Source organism: Streptomyces sp. Y1, assembly GCF_041053115.1.
Taxonomy (GTDB): Bacteria; Actinomycetota; Actinomycetes; order Streptomycetales; family Streptomycetaceae; genus Kitasatospora; species Kitasatospora rubellomurina.
Window position 1 is genome coordinate 2,773,632 of sequence record NZ_CP163445.1, and the last position, 15,045, is coordinate 2,788,676.

The window sequence follows — 15,045 nt, forward strand, 5'->3', positions numbered from 1 at the left end:
CCCGTTCAGGGACCGAAGATCTCCTCCACCAGGTCCTCGTCCGAGACGAAGTCCGGAGCGTCGAACACCACGTCCGCGACGCCCTTCAGGCCGACGCCGCGCTCCAGCGCCTCGACGCAGTCCTGGCCCTGCCGGTCGTCGGCGAAGTCCCAGACCCGCAGCCGGCGGATCAGCACCAGCGCCTCGATCGGGCTCATCCTCGGTGCCCGGCGGCGCTGGCCGGGCAGGCCCTTGCGGCCGGCCTGGGCGAGCCGCTGCTGGTAGCCGGCCAGGTCCTGCCAGACCTGGACGGTGCTCGGGTGGTGCTCGCCGAGGGCGCGGGCGAGGTCGGGCAGCAGCGCGTGCAGCTGGATGACGGCGCCCTGCAGGTCGCCCCGGTTGGCCCGGTACACGGCGAGGTCGTGCCGGGCCTTCAGGACCCGGGCGTCCTGCGGGCCCCAGGCGGCGTGCAGGTCGGGCAGCAGCTCGGTCATCAGCCGGATCGCGGTGACCTCGGCGCCGTTCTCGCCGATGCACCACACCAGGTGGTAGCGGGCGCCGAGGGTGTCCGGGTCGGTGGGGCCGAGCGCCGCGCGCATGTCCTCGACCACGGTGGACAGCAGCCGGATCGCGCCGTCCACGTCCCCGGCCCGGCTGAGGTACCAGGTGAAGTCCCGCCAGGCGCACAGGGTGTCGCGGTCGGCGGCGCCGAGCACGGTCACGCACTCCTGCGCGACCGCCTGCAGCTGGACCGCCGACTCGCCCGCGGTCGGCGCCCGGAAGGCGGCCGCGCGCCGCTCGCGCAGCGCGGCCCGGGCGGCGTCGGACGGTGCGGCGGCCACCACCGGCGGGGTGGTCAGCGGCGGCAGCACCTGCGAGGCCCCCGGCCCGGGCGGCGCGGCGGGCGGCGCGGGCGGCACCGGCGGGGCGACGGGCGGCGCGGCAGGCGGAGCGACGGGCGCGGCCGGCACCGGCGGCGCCACCGCCCCCGGCCGGTCCACCACGGTCGGCGCCGGCCCCGGCACCCCGGCGGCTCCCCCGCGCCGCTCGGCCAGCTCCGCGAGCCGCCGCTCGACCGTCCGGGCGTCCGCCGGCCGCTCGGCCGGGTCCTTCGCCAGCAGCTCCGCGACCAGCCCGGCCACCTGCGGCGGCAGCCCGAACTGCGCCGGGTCGAGCGCCGGCGGCGGCTCGTTGAGGTGCTGGTACATCAGCACCGGCGTCGAGTCCCCGGCGAACGGCCGCGCCCCGGTGAAGAGTTCGACCAGCACGCAGCCGAGCGCGTACAGGTCGGCCCGGCCGTCCACCCGGCCGCCGGCCCACCGCTCGGGCGCCATGTACGCCGGGCTGCCGACGATCGTCCCGGTGGTGGTCAGCCCGCCCGCGCCGGTGTCCAGCTGCGCGATGCCGAAGTCCAGCACCTTCAGCTGCCCGGCCTCGGTGATCATGATGTTGTCGGGCTTGATGTCGCGGTGCACCACGCCCGCGTCGTGCGCCGCGGCCAGCGCCCCGCAGATCTCCCGCCCCCAGCGCAGGCTCAGCACCGGCTCGGGCACGCCGCCCCGCAGCACCGCGGTCAAGGTTCGCCCGGTGAGCAGCTCCATCACCAGGAAGGTGACCTGCTGGTCCCCGAGTTCGCACTGCCCGAGGTCGTGCACCGTGACGATGTGCGGGTGGGACAGGTTGCCCGCCGCGCAGGCCTCCCGGACGAACCGCAGCGCCGCCTTGGCCTGGTCCCCGCCGTGGTGCCCGATGACCTTGACCGCCACCGGCCGCAGCATCCGGGTGTCCTGGGCCCGCCAGACCACCCCGAAGCCGCCCTGGCCCAGCTTCTCCCGCAGTTCGTACCGACCGTCGAGGACGTCACCGACTCGCATGCGCCGCTCCCCCATCCGCTGTGACGCACCGACTCTACCGACGCCCGCTCCACCGGCGCCCGCGGCCGCCCCTCCCCCGGCAGGGGGCCAAGTGGAAGGATGGGCAGCGAGCCCCCGTAACGACGCGGCGGGCCCGGCAGAGCCCGAGGAGCGCAGTCATGGCCAAGCAGGCCCCGCAGAGCGACCCGGCGCAGGACGCCCCCGAGGTGTCCGCGCCCAAGCACTCGGCCGTCGGCCTGCCCGCGGTCGGCCACACGGTACGGATGGCCGCCGAGCAGATGGGCGCCCGCCGCGCCGTCTCCACCCTGCTCAAGGTGAACCAGCACACCGGCTTCGACTGCCCCGGCTGCGCCTGGCCCGAGCCGGACAAGCCGCACGCCGTCGAGTTCTGCGAGAACGGCGCCAAGGCCGTCGCCGAGGAGGCGACCGAGCGCCGCATCCGGGCCGAGTTCTTCGCCGCCCACCCCGTCGCCGAGCTGGCCGAGCGCTCCGGCTACTGGCTCGGCCAGCAGGGCCGGCTCACCCAGCCGATGCTGCTCGACGAGGGCGCCACCCACTACACCCCGGTCTCCTGGGACGACGCCTTCGCGCTGATCGCCGAGGAGCTGCGCGCCCTGGACACCCCGGACGCCGCCGCCTTCTACACCTCGGGCCGCACCAGCAACGAGGCCGCGTTCGCCTACCAGCTGTTCGCCCGCCGGCTGGGCACCAACAACCTGCCGGACTGCTCCAACATGTGCCACGAGTCGTCCGGTTCGGCGCTCACCGAGACGCTCGGCGTCGGCAAGGGCAGCGTCAGCCTGCAGGACCTCTACCAGGCCGACCTGATCATCGTGGCCGGCCAGAACCCGGGCACCAACCACCCCCGGATGCTCGCCGCCCTGGAGCGCGCCAAGCGGGCCGGCGCCACCATCGTCAGCGTGAACCCGCTGCCGGAGGCGGGCCTGGAGCGGTTCAAGAACCCGCAGAACGTCCGCGGCGTGGTCGGCAACGGCACCAAGCTGACCGACCTGTTCCTGCAGATCCGCCTCGGCGGGGACCTGGCGCTGTTCCGCGCCGTCAACCGGATGATCCTGGAGCAGGACGGCGTCGACCGCGCCTTCGTCGCCGAACACTGCCACGGCTTCGAGGAGTTCGAGGCGCAGGCGCTGAAGACCGACCGGGACGAGGTGCTGGCCGCGACCGGCCTGCCCTGGGAGCAGATCGAGGAGCTGGGCCGGCTGGTCCTCGCCTCGCGGAAGGTCATCGTCTGCTGGGCGATGGGCCTCACCCAGCACAAGCACTCGGTGCCGACCATCCGCGAGGTGGTCAACTTCCTGCTGCTGCGCGGCAACGTCGGCCGCCCCGGCGCCGGGGTCTGCCCGGTGCGCGGGCACAGCAACGTCCAGGGCGACCGGACGATGGGCATCTTCGAGCGGCCCAGCGCCGCCTTCCTGGACGCGCTGGGCGCCGAGTTCGACTTCGAGCCGCCGCGCGAGCACGGCCACGACGCGGTGGACACCATCCGCGCGATGCGGGACGGCCGGGTCAAGGTGTTCCTCGCGATGGGCGGCAACTTCGTCGCGGCCACCCCGGACACCGAGGTCACCGAGGCGGCGATGCGCCGCTGCCGGCTGACCGTCCACGTCTCCACCAAGCTCAACCGCTCGCACCTGGTCACCGGCGCCCGCGCGCTGATCCTGCCCACCCTGGGCCGCACCGACCGGGACACCACCGCGGCCGGCGACCAGTTCGTCAGCGTCGAGGACTCGATGGGACAGGTGCACGCCTCGCGCGGCCGGCTGCGCCCGCCCGCCGACGACCTGCTCTCCGAGACCGCCATCGTCTGCCGCGTCGCCCAGGCGGTCTTCGGGCCGGAGGACTCCGTGCCGTGGGCGGAGTTCGCGGCCGACTACGACACCCTGCGGGACCGGATCGCCCGCGTCGTCCCCGGCTTCGAGGACTACAACGCGAAGCTCCACCGCCCCGGCGGCTTCACCCTCCCGCACGGCCCGCGCGACTCCCGCACCTTCCCCACCGCGACCGGCAAGGCCAACTTCACGGTCAACCCGCTGACCGCCCCGGAGGTCCCGCCGGGCCGCCTGCTGCTGCAGACGCTGCGCTCGCACGACCAGTACAACACCACCATCTACGGCCTCGACGACCGCTACCGCGGCATCAAGGGCGGCCGCCGGGTGGTCCTGGTCAACCCGGCCGACGCCGCCGAACTCGGCCTCACCGAGGGCGGGTACACCGACCTGGTCAGCGAGTGGACGGACGGCAGCGAGCGCCGCGCGCCGCACTTCCGGGTCGTCCACTACCCCGTCGCCCGCGGCGGCGCGGCGGCCTACTACCCGGAGACCAACGTGCTGGTGCCGCTGGACTCCACCGCCGACATCAGCAACACGCCCACCTCCAAGGCCGTCGTCGTCCGCTTCGAGCCCGACTCGGGCCCGGTCGCGTAGCGCCGCGAACGCGGGAAGGCCGCCCCCGGTGCCGGGGGCGGCCTTCCCGTCGTTCCGGGCTACTTCGTCGGCGTGCCCAGCGGCAGCGTCGCGGTGGCGCTGCCCGGGGCCGATGCCGCCCCGGTGCCGCTCGGCGTCCCCGGCGTGCCGGTGCCGGTCGGGGTCGGCGTGGCCGGCGTCCCCGTCCCGGAGGGCGTCCCGGTGCCGGACGGCGTGCCGGTGGGCGTCCCGGTCGGGGTCGGGGTTCCGGTGCCGGACGGCGTGCCGGTGGGCGTGCCCGGCACGCTCGGCGTGCCGGTCGGCGTACCGGACGGCGTCCCGGTGGTCGGCGTTCCGGTCGGCGTGCCGGGGGCGGTCGGGGTGCCGGTCGCGGGCTGGCCCGGGGCGGGGGCCGCCGGGGTCACCGGAGTCGCCGGGCTGGGCGCGATCGGCGTGACGCTGTCCCAGCCGGAAGGCAGGTCCGGCACCTTCCAGGCGCCGCCCGCGTCGTCCGCCGCGCCGTCCGGGTCCGGCCGGACGGCTCCGAGGATCGCCATCGAGCCGATCGGCGACACCTTGATGTACGCCCCGGGCCGCGGGGCCTGCACGATCAGCCCGCCGCCGATGTACATCCCGACGTGCGAGGCGTCCTGGAAGTAGACGACCAGGTCGCCGGGCCGCAGCTGGTTCAGCGGGACGTGCGGCAGCTGCGCCCACTGCTCCTGGCTGGTGCGCGGGATCGGCCGGCCGGCGTGCAGCCAGGCCTGCGAGGTGAGGCCGGAGCAGTCGTACGAGTCCGGGCCGATGCCGCCCCACAGGTACGGCTTGCCGAGCTGCGCGAGCGCGAAGGCGACGGCCGCGCGCCCCTGGACCGAGGGCGTGCGCTCCCCCTTGCCGAGCGCGCCGGAGGCGAGGAAGGCCAGCTGGGCCTCGTCGGCCTTGGCCTTCTCCAGCTGCTCCAGCTCGTTGCGCTGCGCGCCGGTGAGCGAGGAGACCATCGTCTCGACGGCCGCGAGGTCGGCGGCGGCCTTGGCCTTGGCGGCGTCCTGCTGGGTGACCAGCGCCCTGGAGGTGTTCAGCGCCTCCTCGGTCTGCTTCTTCAGCCCGTCGAGGGCGTCGCGGTCGCCCTTGAGCTTGTCCAGGAACTCCGACTGCGAGCGGCTGGCCGCCCGGAGCAGTTCGGCGATGGTGACCGCCTCGTACGGGTCCTTGGAGAGCAGGAGCTCGGCGTAGGCGGAGGCGCTGCCGTTGCGGTACTGGGCGGCGGCCAGCTGGGACGCGAGGTCGGTGCCGGCGTCGACCTGCTTCTGCTGGCGGTCGAGCCTGCCCTGGAGGTCGGTGAGCGCGGTCTGCTGCTCGGCGACCTTGGCGACGGCGCCGTTGTACTGCTCGGTGGCCTTCTCGGCGTTCTGGTAGAGCTCGTGCAGCCGGTCGAGCATCGGGCCGACGGTGGCCTTGGCGGCGGCCAGCGGGTCCTGGGCGGTGACGGACCCGCCCGGGTCGGGGGCGGCCCAGGCACCCTGGGCGCCCAGGGGGAGGGCGAGTGCGGCGGCGGCGAGGGCCGCTCCGCAGCGCAGCGCCGCCCGCACCCAGGGGCGCACGCCCGTCGATCCCGCGTCCCGCGCAGCTCTGACTTCCGCAGCCCCGCCCATGGGTTGGTCCTCCCCGGCCCCGACCTTCTGCCTCCCCCGGGATCCCCGGTTGCCGCAGATCCTCCCACGGGTTACTCGCCGGAAACAGAGCGCACACCGACCGCCGGGTTAAATCTCCGTTCGAAGTGTGAGACAACTCTCAGCAAACCTGATCGAATCCGGAGGTTTCCCGACAAACTCCAGCTCAACACGCCGATGGACACCCCTGCGAAAGCCCCCAGACATTCTCGGGCAACCATGGGAACCACGATTCCCGCCCTAGTTCACCTTCCGTTCACCCAGCAGACCTACCGTCACGACGGCACCAACGTCCGTGCGACAACTACGACGATTGTTTGGGTATGGAACACATCTCGTTCCTGGTAGCCGTTGTGATCATCACGGCGCTCGCCTTCGACTTCACCAACGGGTTCCACGACACCGCCAACGCGTCCGCCACCGCGATCGCGACCGGGGCCCTCCGTCCGAAGGTCGCGGTCACCATCGCGGCCCTGCTCAACTTCGCGGGCGCGTTCCTGTCCGTGAAGGTCGCGACCACCATCTCCGGTGGCATCGTCAACGAGAAGGCCGGCGTCCACCCAGAGATCATCTTCGCGGCACTGGCCGGTGCGATCCTCTGGAACCTGCTGACCTGGCTGCGCGGCCTGCCGTCCAGCTCGTCGCACGCGCTGTACGGCGGCCTGATCGGCGCCACGATCGTCGGCGTCGGCATGAACGGGGTCAACTTCGACACCGTGGTCACCAAGATCATCATCCCGGCGGTCGCCTCCCCGCTCGTCGCCGGCCTCGCCTCCTGGGGCGCCACCAAGCTGGCCTACGCGATCACCCGCAAGGGCAACCCGGCGGTCACCGACAAGGGCTTCAAGACCGGCCAGGTCGTCTCCTCCTCGCTGATCTCGCTCGCGCACGGCACCAACGACGCCCAGAAGACGATGGGCATCATCACCCTGACCCTGGTCTCGGTCGGCGCCCTGCCGCACGGCGCGCTGCCCCCCACCTGGGTGATCGTCTCGGCCGGCGCCGCGATCGCGCTCGGCACCTACATGGGCGGCTGGCGGATCATCCGCTCGATGGGCAAGGGCCTGGCGGACATCAAGCCGCTGCAGGGCTTCGCCTCCGAGTCGGCCGTCTCGACCGTCATCCTGACCTCCTCGCACATGGGCTTCGGCCTCTCCACCACCCAGGTCTGCACCGGCGGCATCATGGGCGCCGGCCTCGGCGGCCCGAAGCCGGAGCTGCGCTGGAGCATGGTCCGCCGCATGGTCTACACCTGGGGCCTGACCCTGCCGGCCGCCGGCCTGGTCTCCGGCGGCGCCGCGCTGCTGGCCCAGCAGGGCACCTGGGGCGTCGTCCTGGTCGGCGCCGCGCTGGTGGCCGGTTCGGCCACGATGTGGCTGATCTCCCGCCGCCAGCCGGTCGGCGCGGACAACGTCAACGACGTCGCCGAGGTCACCCCGGTCGAGCTGACCCCCGCCGCCGCCCCCGCGAACCCCACCCCCGCCTCGACCACGGTCGCGGCCTGATCGGCCGAGGAGCCCTCACATGCACATCAAGTGGAACGCCCTCGCCCAGACCGCCGGCTTCAGCTTCGGCATCACCGTCACCGTGGTCGCGGTCTTCGCGCTCGGCATCCTGGCCCTGTCCCGCCGCGAGGCCGCGCTGAGCGCCCGCGAGGGCGACGGCGCCGGGGGCGCCGCCAAGCCCGCCCTGCTGGCCGGCGCGTACGCCTGCTTCGCCCTGTGCGCGGCGGCCGTGGTCTACGGCCTGGTGCTGATCGCCGCGCCGTAACGGACCGGAACACCCGAACGGGCCGGGGAGTGCACACCGCACTCCCCGGCCCGTTCGCGTCGCGGCAGCTCAGCCCTGGCTGGTCCGCAGCGCGGTCTCGCGGATGAACAGGACCGTGACGAAGGCCAGCAGCGCGAACGGCGCCGCGAACAGGAACACCATGCCGACGCCGTGGCCGAAGGCGTCCGTGACCAGCGGGACGATCGGCGCGGGCAGCTTGTGCAGGTCCGGGATGCCCCCGCCGCCGACCGCGTGCCCGGCCGGGACGTGCGCGGCCGCCAGGTTCTCCGCCAGGTAGTGCGTCACCTTGTTGTTCATCAGCGCGCCGAGCGCGGAGACGCCCATCGCGCCGCCCATGGTGCGGAAGAAGGTGACCACCGAGCTGGCCGCGCCGAGCTCGTGGCGCGGCACGGTGTTCTGCACCGCGAGCACCAGGTTCTGCATGGTCAGGCCCAGGCCGACGCCGGTGACCGCCATGTAGACGGACAGCAGGGTGTAGTCGGTGTCGACCCGCACGGTGCCCAGCAGCCCGAAGCCGATCGCGAGCAGCGCGGTGCCGGAGACCAGGTAGGCCTTCCACCGGCCGTACTTGGTGATCAGCCGGCCGGCGACGGTGGAGGACAGCGCCAGGCCGAGGATCATCGGCAGGGTCATCAGGCCGGCCATGGTCGGGGACTTGTCCTTGGCCAGCTGGAAGTACTGGCCGAGGAAGGTGGTCGCGCCGTACATCCCCACGCCGACCAGCACGCTGGCCAGCGCGGCCAGGGCGACGGTGCGGTGCCGGAAGAGGTCCGGCGGGATGACCGGCTCGGCGGCGCGGCGCTCGACCACGACGGCCAGCGCGCCCAGCAGCAGGCCGCCGCCGACCATCGCGGCGGTCTGCCAGGACAGCCAGGCGTAGTTCTTTCCGGCCAGGGTGATCCAGATCATCAGCAGGCTGACGGCGCCGGTGATGGTCAGCGCGCCCAGGTAGTCGATCTTCACCTTGCGCTTGACCACCGGCAGCTTCAGGGTGCGCTGGACGACCAGGATCGCGGCGATCGCGAACGGGATGCCGACGTAGAAGCACCAGCGCCAGCCCAGCCAGGAGGTGTCCACGATGACGCCGCCGATGAGCGGGCCGCCGATGGTGGCGAGGGCGAAGACCGCGCCGAAGTATCCGCTGTAGCGGCCGCGCTCGCGCGGCGGGACCATCGCGGCCAGGCAGATCTGGCCGAGCGCGACGACACCGCCGGCGCCGATGCCCTGCAGGGCGCGGCAGGCGATCAGCTCGCCGGTGTTCTGGGAGAGGCCGGCCAGCGCGGAGGCGCCGATGTAGATCGCCAGGCCGATCTGCAGCAGCAGCTTCTTGCTGGCGAGGTCGGAGAGCTTGCCCCAGATCGGGGTGGAGGCGGTCAGCGTGAGCAGGGCGGCGGTGATCACCCAGGTGTACGCGGACTGGCCGCCGTGCAGGTCGGTGAGGATGTGCGGCAGGGCGTTGGAGACGACGGTGGACGAGAGCACGGCCACGAAGGTGCCGAGCAGCAGTCCGGACAGCGCCTCCATCACCTGCCGGTGGGTCATCGGTCGGTCGTCGGCGGCTGCGGGGGTGCCGGTCGGGGCCTCAGTGGTCACGGTCATCCGAGTCCTTAGAAATTCGTTGTCTAACGCAACCATATGCCTGAATGGTTGACTTAGGCAACTTTCCCCAAGGCCAAGCAAAGCCGGGTCGATGCCGGAGGAGTGGCCGGATCCGGCGCGCGGGAGTGCGACAAGCGAACTACTTCATGGTATTAAGTATCCGTTTTCCCCCGATACGCAAGGAGATGTGGATGGCAGCCCCGGGGCAGGGTTTCGTCGCCGAACTGAAGAGCGCGGTCACCCCGCGCGCGGCACTGCTCGTGATCGGCGTGCTGCTGCTGCAGCTCGGCTTCATCACCTCGTACGTGGGGGCGCTGCACCACCCGACCCCGCACAAGCTGTCCATCGCGGTGGTCGCCCCGCCGCAGGCCACGCCCAAGCTGGTGGCCGCGCTGGAGGGCGTGCCGGGCGAAGCCGTCAAGGCCGTCACCGCGCCGGACGCCGAGACGGCGACCCAGCAGATCAAGGACCAGAAGATCTACGCGGCGCTGGTCCTGAACCCGAACGGCACCGAGGACACCCTGCTGGTCGGCAACGCCCGCGGCACCTCCGCCGCCAAGGCCGCCGAGAGCATCACCACCGCACTGGACAAGGCCCAGGGCCGCACCGTCGCGGTCCAGGACGTCCTGCCGCTGGCCAAGGGCGACACCAACGGCCTCTCCTCGTTCTACCTGGTCATCGGCTGGTGCGTCGGCGGCTACCTGGTCGCCTCGATCCTCGGCATCAGCGCCGGCTCCAAGCCCGCCAACGTCAACCGCCTGCTGATCCGCCTCGGCGCCCTGGCGCTGTACTCGGTGGTCGCCGGCCTCGGCGGCACGGTCATCGCCGGTCCGGTGCTGGACGCGCTGCCCGGCTCGGTCCTGTCCCTGACCGCGATCGGCGCCCTGGTGGTGTTCACGGTCGGCGCCTTCACCATGGCGCTGCAGTGCCTGTTCGACATCCTCGGCATCGGCATCGCGGTGCTGATCTTCGTGGTGCTGGGCAACCCGAGCGCAGGCGGCGTCTACCCGGCCCCGATGATGCCGCCGTTCTGGCGGGCGATCGGCTCGCTGCTCCCGAACGGCGCGGGCACCAGCGCCACCAAGTCGATCGCCTACTTCGGCTCCACCCACCTGGGCATGCCGATCCTGGTGCTCGTGGTCTGGGCGCTGATCGGCATCGGCGTCGCCGTGCTGGCCGTGCTGCGCGGCCCGCGCTCCGGCGGCCGCGAGCTGGTCAGGGAGACCGCCGCGGCAGCCTGAGCCCCGTGCTCGCCCGGGCCCCCGGCCCCACCAGGGTCCGGGGGCCCGGCCTGTCCAGGGCCCGGGGGCCCGGCCTATCCGGGGCCCGTCCAGCCCTCCCCCGGCCCGGGCGCCGCCAGCGGCCCCGGATCGGCGACGATCGCCCGCACCACCCCCACCGCGGCCCCCAGCAGCGGCCCGCGCCGGCCCAGGCGGGCGACCGTCAGCCGTTCCTCCGCCCACGGCCGGACCGTCACCCGGGCGGCCAGCTCGGCCCGCAGGGCCGGCAGCAGCCAGGGCGCCAGCTCGGCGTAGCCGCCGCCCAGCACCACCTCGGCCGGGTCCAGCAGGTTGACCGCCCCGGCGGCGGCGATGCCCAGCGCCCGGGCGGCCCCGGCCAGCGCCATGCGGGCCGCGGTGTCCCCGGCCGTCGCCCGTTCGGCGAGCAGCGCGACCCAGTCGCCGCGGGCTCCGGTCAGCCGGGCCGCCCGGAGCACCGCGGCCTCGCCGGCGTACTGCTCCAGGCAGCCGCGCGCGCCGCAGGCGCAGCGGAGCCCGTCCGGGTGCACCGGCACGTGGCCGAACTCGCCCGCGTAGCCGCGTGCCCCGCGCAGCAGCCGGCCGCCGACCACGATCGCGGCGCCGACCCCGGCCTCGGCGGAGACGTACAGGAAGTCCTCCGGGCCCGCGCCCAGCCAGCGTTCGGCGAGCCCGCCGAGGTTGGCCTCGTTGTCCGCGCCGACCGGCAGTTCGGCCAGGTCGTCGCCGGCCGCGCGCAGGGCCGGGCGCAGTTCGGCGGCCAGCGGGACGTCCTGCCAGCCGAGGTTCGCGGCCCGCTGCAGCACCCCGTCCGCGCCGACCAGGCCGGGCACGGCGAGGGTCAGCCCGGCCGGGCGCAGGCCGGCCTCGGCGGCGGCCGCGTGCAGCAGGTCGGCGAGGTCCGCCATGACGGCGGCGGGCCGGCGGCCCTGGTTGCGGATCTCCAGGCGGCGCCAGGCGCGGACCTCGCCGCGCAGGTCGACCACGCAGGCGCCGAGGTGCCGCACGCCGATCTCGGCGCCGAGCCCGGCGGGGCCGTCCGGATTGAGCCCGAGCGCGGTGCCGGGGCGGCCGACCTTGCCGCTGGGCGCGGCCGGGCCCTCCTCGACGACCAGGCCCGCGGCGATCAGCCGCTCGGCGAGGGAGGAGACCGCGGCCCTGGTCAGCCCGGTCTCGGCGGCGACCTCGGCGCGTGAGCGCGGGGCGCGGGCGATCACGCCGAGCACCAGCGCCAGGTTGGCCCGGCGCATCCCCTGCTGGCTGGCGGGCCCGGCCCGGAAGCCGTTCGGTTCCCCGCGCATCGCGCTCACCTCGTGGTTCTCCGACTGGGCACCTCGGGTGCAGGGTAACCGGCGTCGGTGCCGGTCGGCGTGCCGGTGAAGACCCAGCGCTGGATCGCCCAGAACCGGAACAGCATGGCGACGAAGGTGCCGACCACCATGCCGCTGAGGAAGTCGGCGACCTCCTGGGCGAACGGCCCGACGTACGGCTCGCGCAGGTCCAGCAGATAGCGGGAGACGGCCAGCGGCAGGTCGTTGACGGCGACGGCCACCGCGCTGACCAGCGCGAACAGCAGCGGCTCGCGGCGGCGCCCGCAGGCCCGGAAGGCCCACCGCCGGTTCAGCACGTACGAGACCACGGTGCCGATCACGGTGGCCACGGTCAGCGCGATCACCGGCTTGTGCTCCAGCACGGTGAACTTCAGCTCGAAGTCGATCACCAGGGTGAGCGCGAAGCAGAAGCCGCCGACCAGCAGGAACTTCACCAGTCGGCGGTGCCGCACCAGGGCCGGGCGGAGCCGCTCCGGCACCCGGGCCAGGGCGCGCTGCGTGGGGGACGGCACCTCCGCAGTGTCACACGCGGAGGTGCCGCCGGCCTCCCGGCCGGTGGCTCAGGCCGCCGCGACCAGCACCTCGGCCGGCTCCAGCGCCAGCTCCAGCACCTCCCGCACGTCCGCCACCGGGTGGACGGTGAGCCGCTCCAGCACCTCGGCCGGGACGTCGTCCAGGTCGGCCTCGTTGCGCTTGGGGATGATCACCGTGGTGACGCCGGCCCGGTCGGCGGCGAGCAGCTTCTGCTTCACCCCGCCGATCGGCAGCACCCGCCCGGTGAGCGACACCTCGCCGGTCATCGCCACGTCGGTGCGGACCTTGCGGCCGGAGAGCAGCGAGGCCAGCGCCGTGGTCATGGTGATGCCGGCGCTCGGCCCGTCCTTGGGGACGGCCCCGGCCGGGACGTGCAGGTGCACGCCGCGGTCGCGCAGCGAGGTGACCGGCAGCTCCAGTTCGGCTCCGCGCGAACGCAGGTAGGAGAGCGCGATGTGCGCGGACTCCTTCATCACGTCGCCCAGCTGCCCGGTGAGGGTGAGCCCGGTGCCGCCGGTCTCGGCGTCGGCGAGCGAGGCCTCGATGTAGAGGACGTCGCCGCCGGCGCCGGTGACGGCCAGCCCGGTGGCCACGCCGGGGACGGCGGTGCGCCGCTCGGCGGGCTCCTGGGCGGCCTCCGGCACGTGGTGCGGCCGGCCGATCAGGGCGCGCAGGTCCGCCGCGCCGACCGCGGCGGGCAGCTCGCGCTCGCCCAGCTCGGCCTGGGCGGCGATCTTGCGCAGCACCCGGGCGATCGAGCGCTCCAGGTTCCGGACGCCGGCCTCCCGGGTGTACTCCCCGGCGAGCTTGCGCAGCGCCTCCTCGTCGACGCCGACCTGCTCGCCCCCGAGGCCGGCCTTCTCCAGCTGGCGCGGGAGCAGGTGGTCGCGGGCGATGACGACCTTCTCGTCCTCGGTGTAGCCGTCGAGCCGGACCAGCTCCATCCGGTCGAGCAGCGGCTCGGGGATGGCCTCCAGCACGTTGGCGGTGGCCAGGAAGACGACGTCGGAGAGGTCGAGTTCGACCTCCAGGTAGTGGTCCCGGAAGGTGTGGTTCTGGGCCGGGTCCAGCACCTCCAGCAGGGCGGCGGCCGGGTCGCCCCGGTAGTCGGAGCCGACCTTGTCGATCTCGTCGAGCAGGACGACCGGGTTCATCGAGCCGGCCTCCTTGATCGCCCGCACCAGCCGGCCGGGCAGCGCGCCGACGTAGGTGCGCCGGTGGCCGCGGATCTCCGCCTCGTCCCGGACGCCGCCGAGCGCGACCCGGACGAACGTGCGGCCCATGGCGCGGGCCACCGACTCGCCGAGCGAGGTCTTGCCGACGCCGGGCGGGCCGACCAGGGCCAGCACCGCGCCTCCCCGGCGGCCGCCGACCGGCCCGAGGCCCTGGTCGGCCCGGCGCTTGCGGACGGCCAGGTACTCGACGATCCGCTCCTTCACGTCGGCCAGGCCGGCGTGGTCGGCGTCCAGCACGGCGCGGGCGCCGGCGATGTCGTAGGCGTCCTCGGTGCGCTCGTTCCAGGGCAGCTCCAGGACGGTGTCCAGCCAGGTGCGGATCCAGGAGCCCTCCGGCGACTGGTCGGAAGCCCGCTCCAGCTTGGAGACCTCCTTGAGCGCGGCCTCCCGCACCTTCTCGGGCAGGTCCGCGGCCTCGACCCGGGCGCGGTAGTCGCCCTCCTCGTCGGCCGGGTCGCCGTTCAGCTCGGCCAGCTCCTTGCGGACGGCCTCCAGCTGGCGGCGGAGCAGGAACTCCTTCTGCTGCTTGGCCACGCCCTCCTCGACGTCCTTGCGGATGGTGTCGTTGACCTCCTCCTCGGCGAGGTGGTCGCGCAGCAGGGTGAGCGCGTACTCCAGTCGGGCGACCTGGTCGGCCTCCAGCAGCACCTTGAGCTTCTGCTCGGCGGTGGCGAAGGGCGCGTAGCCGATGTTGTCGGCGAGCTCGCCGACGCCCTCGATCTGCGCGACCCGGTCGACGATCTGCCAGGCGCCGCGCTTGCGCAGCCACTGGGTGGACAGCGCCTTGTACTCCTTGACCAGCTCGGCGGCCCGCCCGGCGACCGGGGTGCCCACCGAGGACTCCTTGAACGGCGTGGTCTCGACCCAGAGGGCGGCGCCGGGGCCGGTGGTGCCGACCCCGATCCGGACCCGGCGCACGGCGCGCACCAGCGCCGCCGGGTCGCCGTCGGCCAGCCGGCCGACCTGCTCGACGGTGGCCAGCGTGCCGGCCGCCGCGTACGAGCCGTCCACCCGCGGAACCAGCAGGACCTGCGGCTTGCCGGGGCCGGCGGCCGCGGCGCGGGCGGCCTCGACGGCGGCGCGCACCTCGGTGTCCTTCAGGTCCAGCGGGACGACCATGCCCGGCAGGACGACCTCGTCGTCGAGCGGCAGGACGGGCAGGGTGAGCGGTGTGGACGTCGATGCCATGATCTCTCCCCAGTCAGTGAACTTGAGTCGACCTGACTTAAGGATTCGCGGCCCGTGGATGTTCCCGGCACATTGTTCGCCGTGAGCGAACGCTTCGAACCCGGAAACGGTGCTCGAACGTGCGTCGGGGAGCCCCCGTCAAAAACCGGCCGTCCGGGCGGC

10 protein-coding genes are annotated in these 15,045 nt (G+C 73.9%); 4 read left to right on the forward strand and 6 right to left on the reverse strand.

Features of this window, described 5'->3' with window-relative positions; all coding sequences use genetic code 11:
* Positions 1-5: 5 nt before the first annotated feature.
* On the reverse strand, positions 6-1,853 hold the full coding sequence (locus tag AB2U05_RS11570) for a protein kinase (RefSeq protein ID WP_369183155.1): 1,848 nt from the start codon (positions 1,851-1,853) through the stop codon (positions 6-8).
* A gap of 158 nt (positions 1,854-2,011) precedes the next feature.
* On the opposite strand from AB2U05_RS11570, the gene AB2U05_RS11575 reads away from it, so the two are divergent.
* Positions 2,012-4,297: an FdhF/YdeP family oxidoreductase gene (locus tag AB2U05_RS11575; RefSeq protein WP_369183156.1), complete on the forward strand. Its 2,286-nt coding sequence runs from the start codon at positions 2,012-2,014 to the stop codon at positions 4,295-4,297.
* Positions 4,298-4,356: 59 nt separating this feature from the next.
* Here AB2U05_RS11575 and AB2U05_RS11580 read toward each other — a convergent pair whose 3' ends face one another.
* The gene (locus AB2U05_RS11580) at positions 4,357-5,877 is read right to left on the reverse strand and encodes a C40 family peptidase (RefSeq protein WP_052707754.1); all 1,521 of its coding nucleotides are present in this window, start codon (positions 5,875-5,877) and stop codon (positions 4,357-4,359) included.
* Positions 5,878-6,269: 392 nt separating this feature from the next.
* Between AB2U05_RS11580 and AB2U05_RS11585 the strand changes: the two genes are divergently transcribed.
* Entirely contained in the window at positions 6,270-7,451 is a 1,182-nt protein-coding gene (locus tag AB2U05_RS11585; RefSeq protein ID WP_045704541.1) for an inorganic phosphate transporter, read from the forward strand.
* A 19-nt stretch (positions 7,452-7,470) separates the two neighbouring features.
* Positions 7,471-7,716, forward strand: coding sequence for a hypothetical protein (locus AB2U05_RS11590; protein ID WP_045704542.1), 246 nt, complete (start codon positions 7,471-7,473; stop codon positions 7,714-7,716).
* A 69-nt stretch (positions 7,717-7,785) separates the two neighbouring features.
* On the opposite strand, the gene AB2U05_RS11595 is transcribed toward AB2U05_RS11590, so the two are convergent.
* On the reverse strand, positions 7,786-9,336 hold the full coding sequence (locus AB2U05_RS11595) for an MDR family MFS transporter (RefSeq protein WP_369183157.1): 1,551 nt from the start codon (positions 9,334-9,336) through the stop codon (positions 7,786-7,788).
* 191 nt (positions 9,337-9,527) lie between these two features.
* On the opposite strand from AB2U05_RS11595, the gene AB2U05_RS11600 reads away from it, so the two are divergent.
* Complete coding sequence (locus AB2U05_RS11600) at positions 9,528-10,577, forward strand: ABC transporter permease (protein WP_045704546.1); 1,050 nt, start codon at positions 9,528-9,530, stop codon at positions 10,575-10,577.
* Positions 10,578-10,651: 74 nt separating this feature from the next.
* On the opposite strand, the gene AB2U05_RS11605 is transcribed toward AB2U05_RS11600, so the two are convergent.
* Genes AB2U05_RS11605 through lon form a run of 3 tightly spaced genes read right to left on the reverse strand, consistent with a single transcriptional unit; the run spans position 10,652 to position 14,883 of the window.
* The gene (locus AB2U05_RS11605; protein WP_369183158.1) at positions 10,652-11,896 is read right to left on the reverse strand and encodes an ROK family protein; all 1,245 of its coding nucleotides are present in this window, start codon (positions 11,894-11,896) and stop codon (positions 10,652-10,654) included.
* A 5-nt stretch (positions 11,897-11,901) separates the two neighbouring features.
* The gene (locus AB2U05_RS11610) at positions 11,902-12,438 is read right to left on the reverse strand and encodes a GtrA family protein (protein ID WP_045704548.1); all 537 of its coding nucleotides are present in this window, start codon (positions 12,436-12,438) and stop codon (positions 11,902-11,904) included.
* Positions 12,439-12,486: 48 nt separating this feature from the next.
* A complete protein-coding gene (gene lon / locus AB2U05_RS11615) occupies positions 12,487-14,883 on the reverse strand; it encodes an endopeptidase La (protein ID WP_369183159.1) in 2,397 nt (798 codons plus the stop codon).
* Positions 14,884-15,045: the final 162 nt, after the last annotated feature.

Coding starts and splice junctions, on each gene's coding strand:
- AB2U05_RS11570 (WP_369183155.1), bottom strand. CDS start 1,853: ATGCGAGTCGGTGACGTCCTCGACGGTCGGTACGAACTGCGGGAGAAG.
- AB2U05_RS11575 (WP_369183156.1), top strand. CDS start 2,012: ATGGCCAAGCAGGCCCCGCAGAGCGACCCGGCGCAGGACGCCCCCGAG.
- AB2U05_RS11585 (WP_045704541.1), top strand. CDS start 6,270: ATGGAACACATCTCGTTCCTGGTAGCCGTTGTGATCATCACGGCGCTC.
- AB2U05_RS11590 (WP_045704542.1), top strand. CDS start 7,471: ATGCACATCAAGTGGAACGCCCTCGCCCAGACCGCCGGCTTCAGCTTC.
- AB2U05_RS11595 (WP_369183157.1), bottom strand. CDS start 9,336: ATGACCGTGACCACTGAGGCCCCGACCGGCACCCCCGCAGCCGCCGAC.
- AB2U05_RS11600 (WP_045704546.1), top strand. CDS start 9,528: ATGGCAGCCCCGGGGCAGGGTTTCGTCGCCGAACTGAAGAGCGCGGTC.
- AB2U05_RS11605 (WP_369183158.1), bottom strand. CDS start 11,896: ATGCGCGGGGAACCGAACGGCTTCCGGGCCGGGCCCGCCAGCCAGCAG.
- lon (WP_369183159.1), bottom strand. CDS start 14,883: ATGGCATCGACGTCCACACCGCTCACCCTGCCCGTCCTGCCGCTCGAC.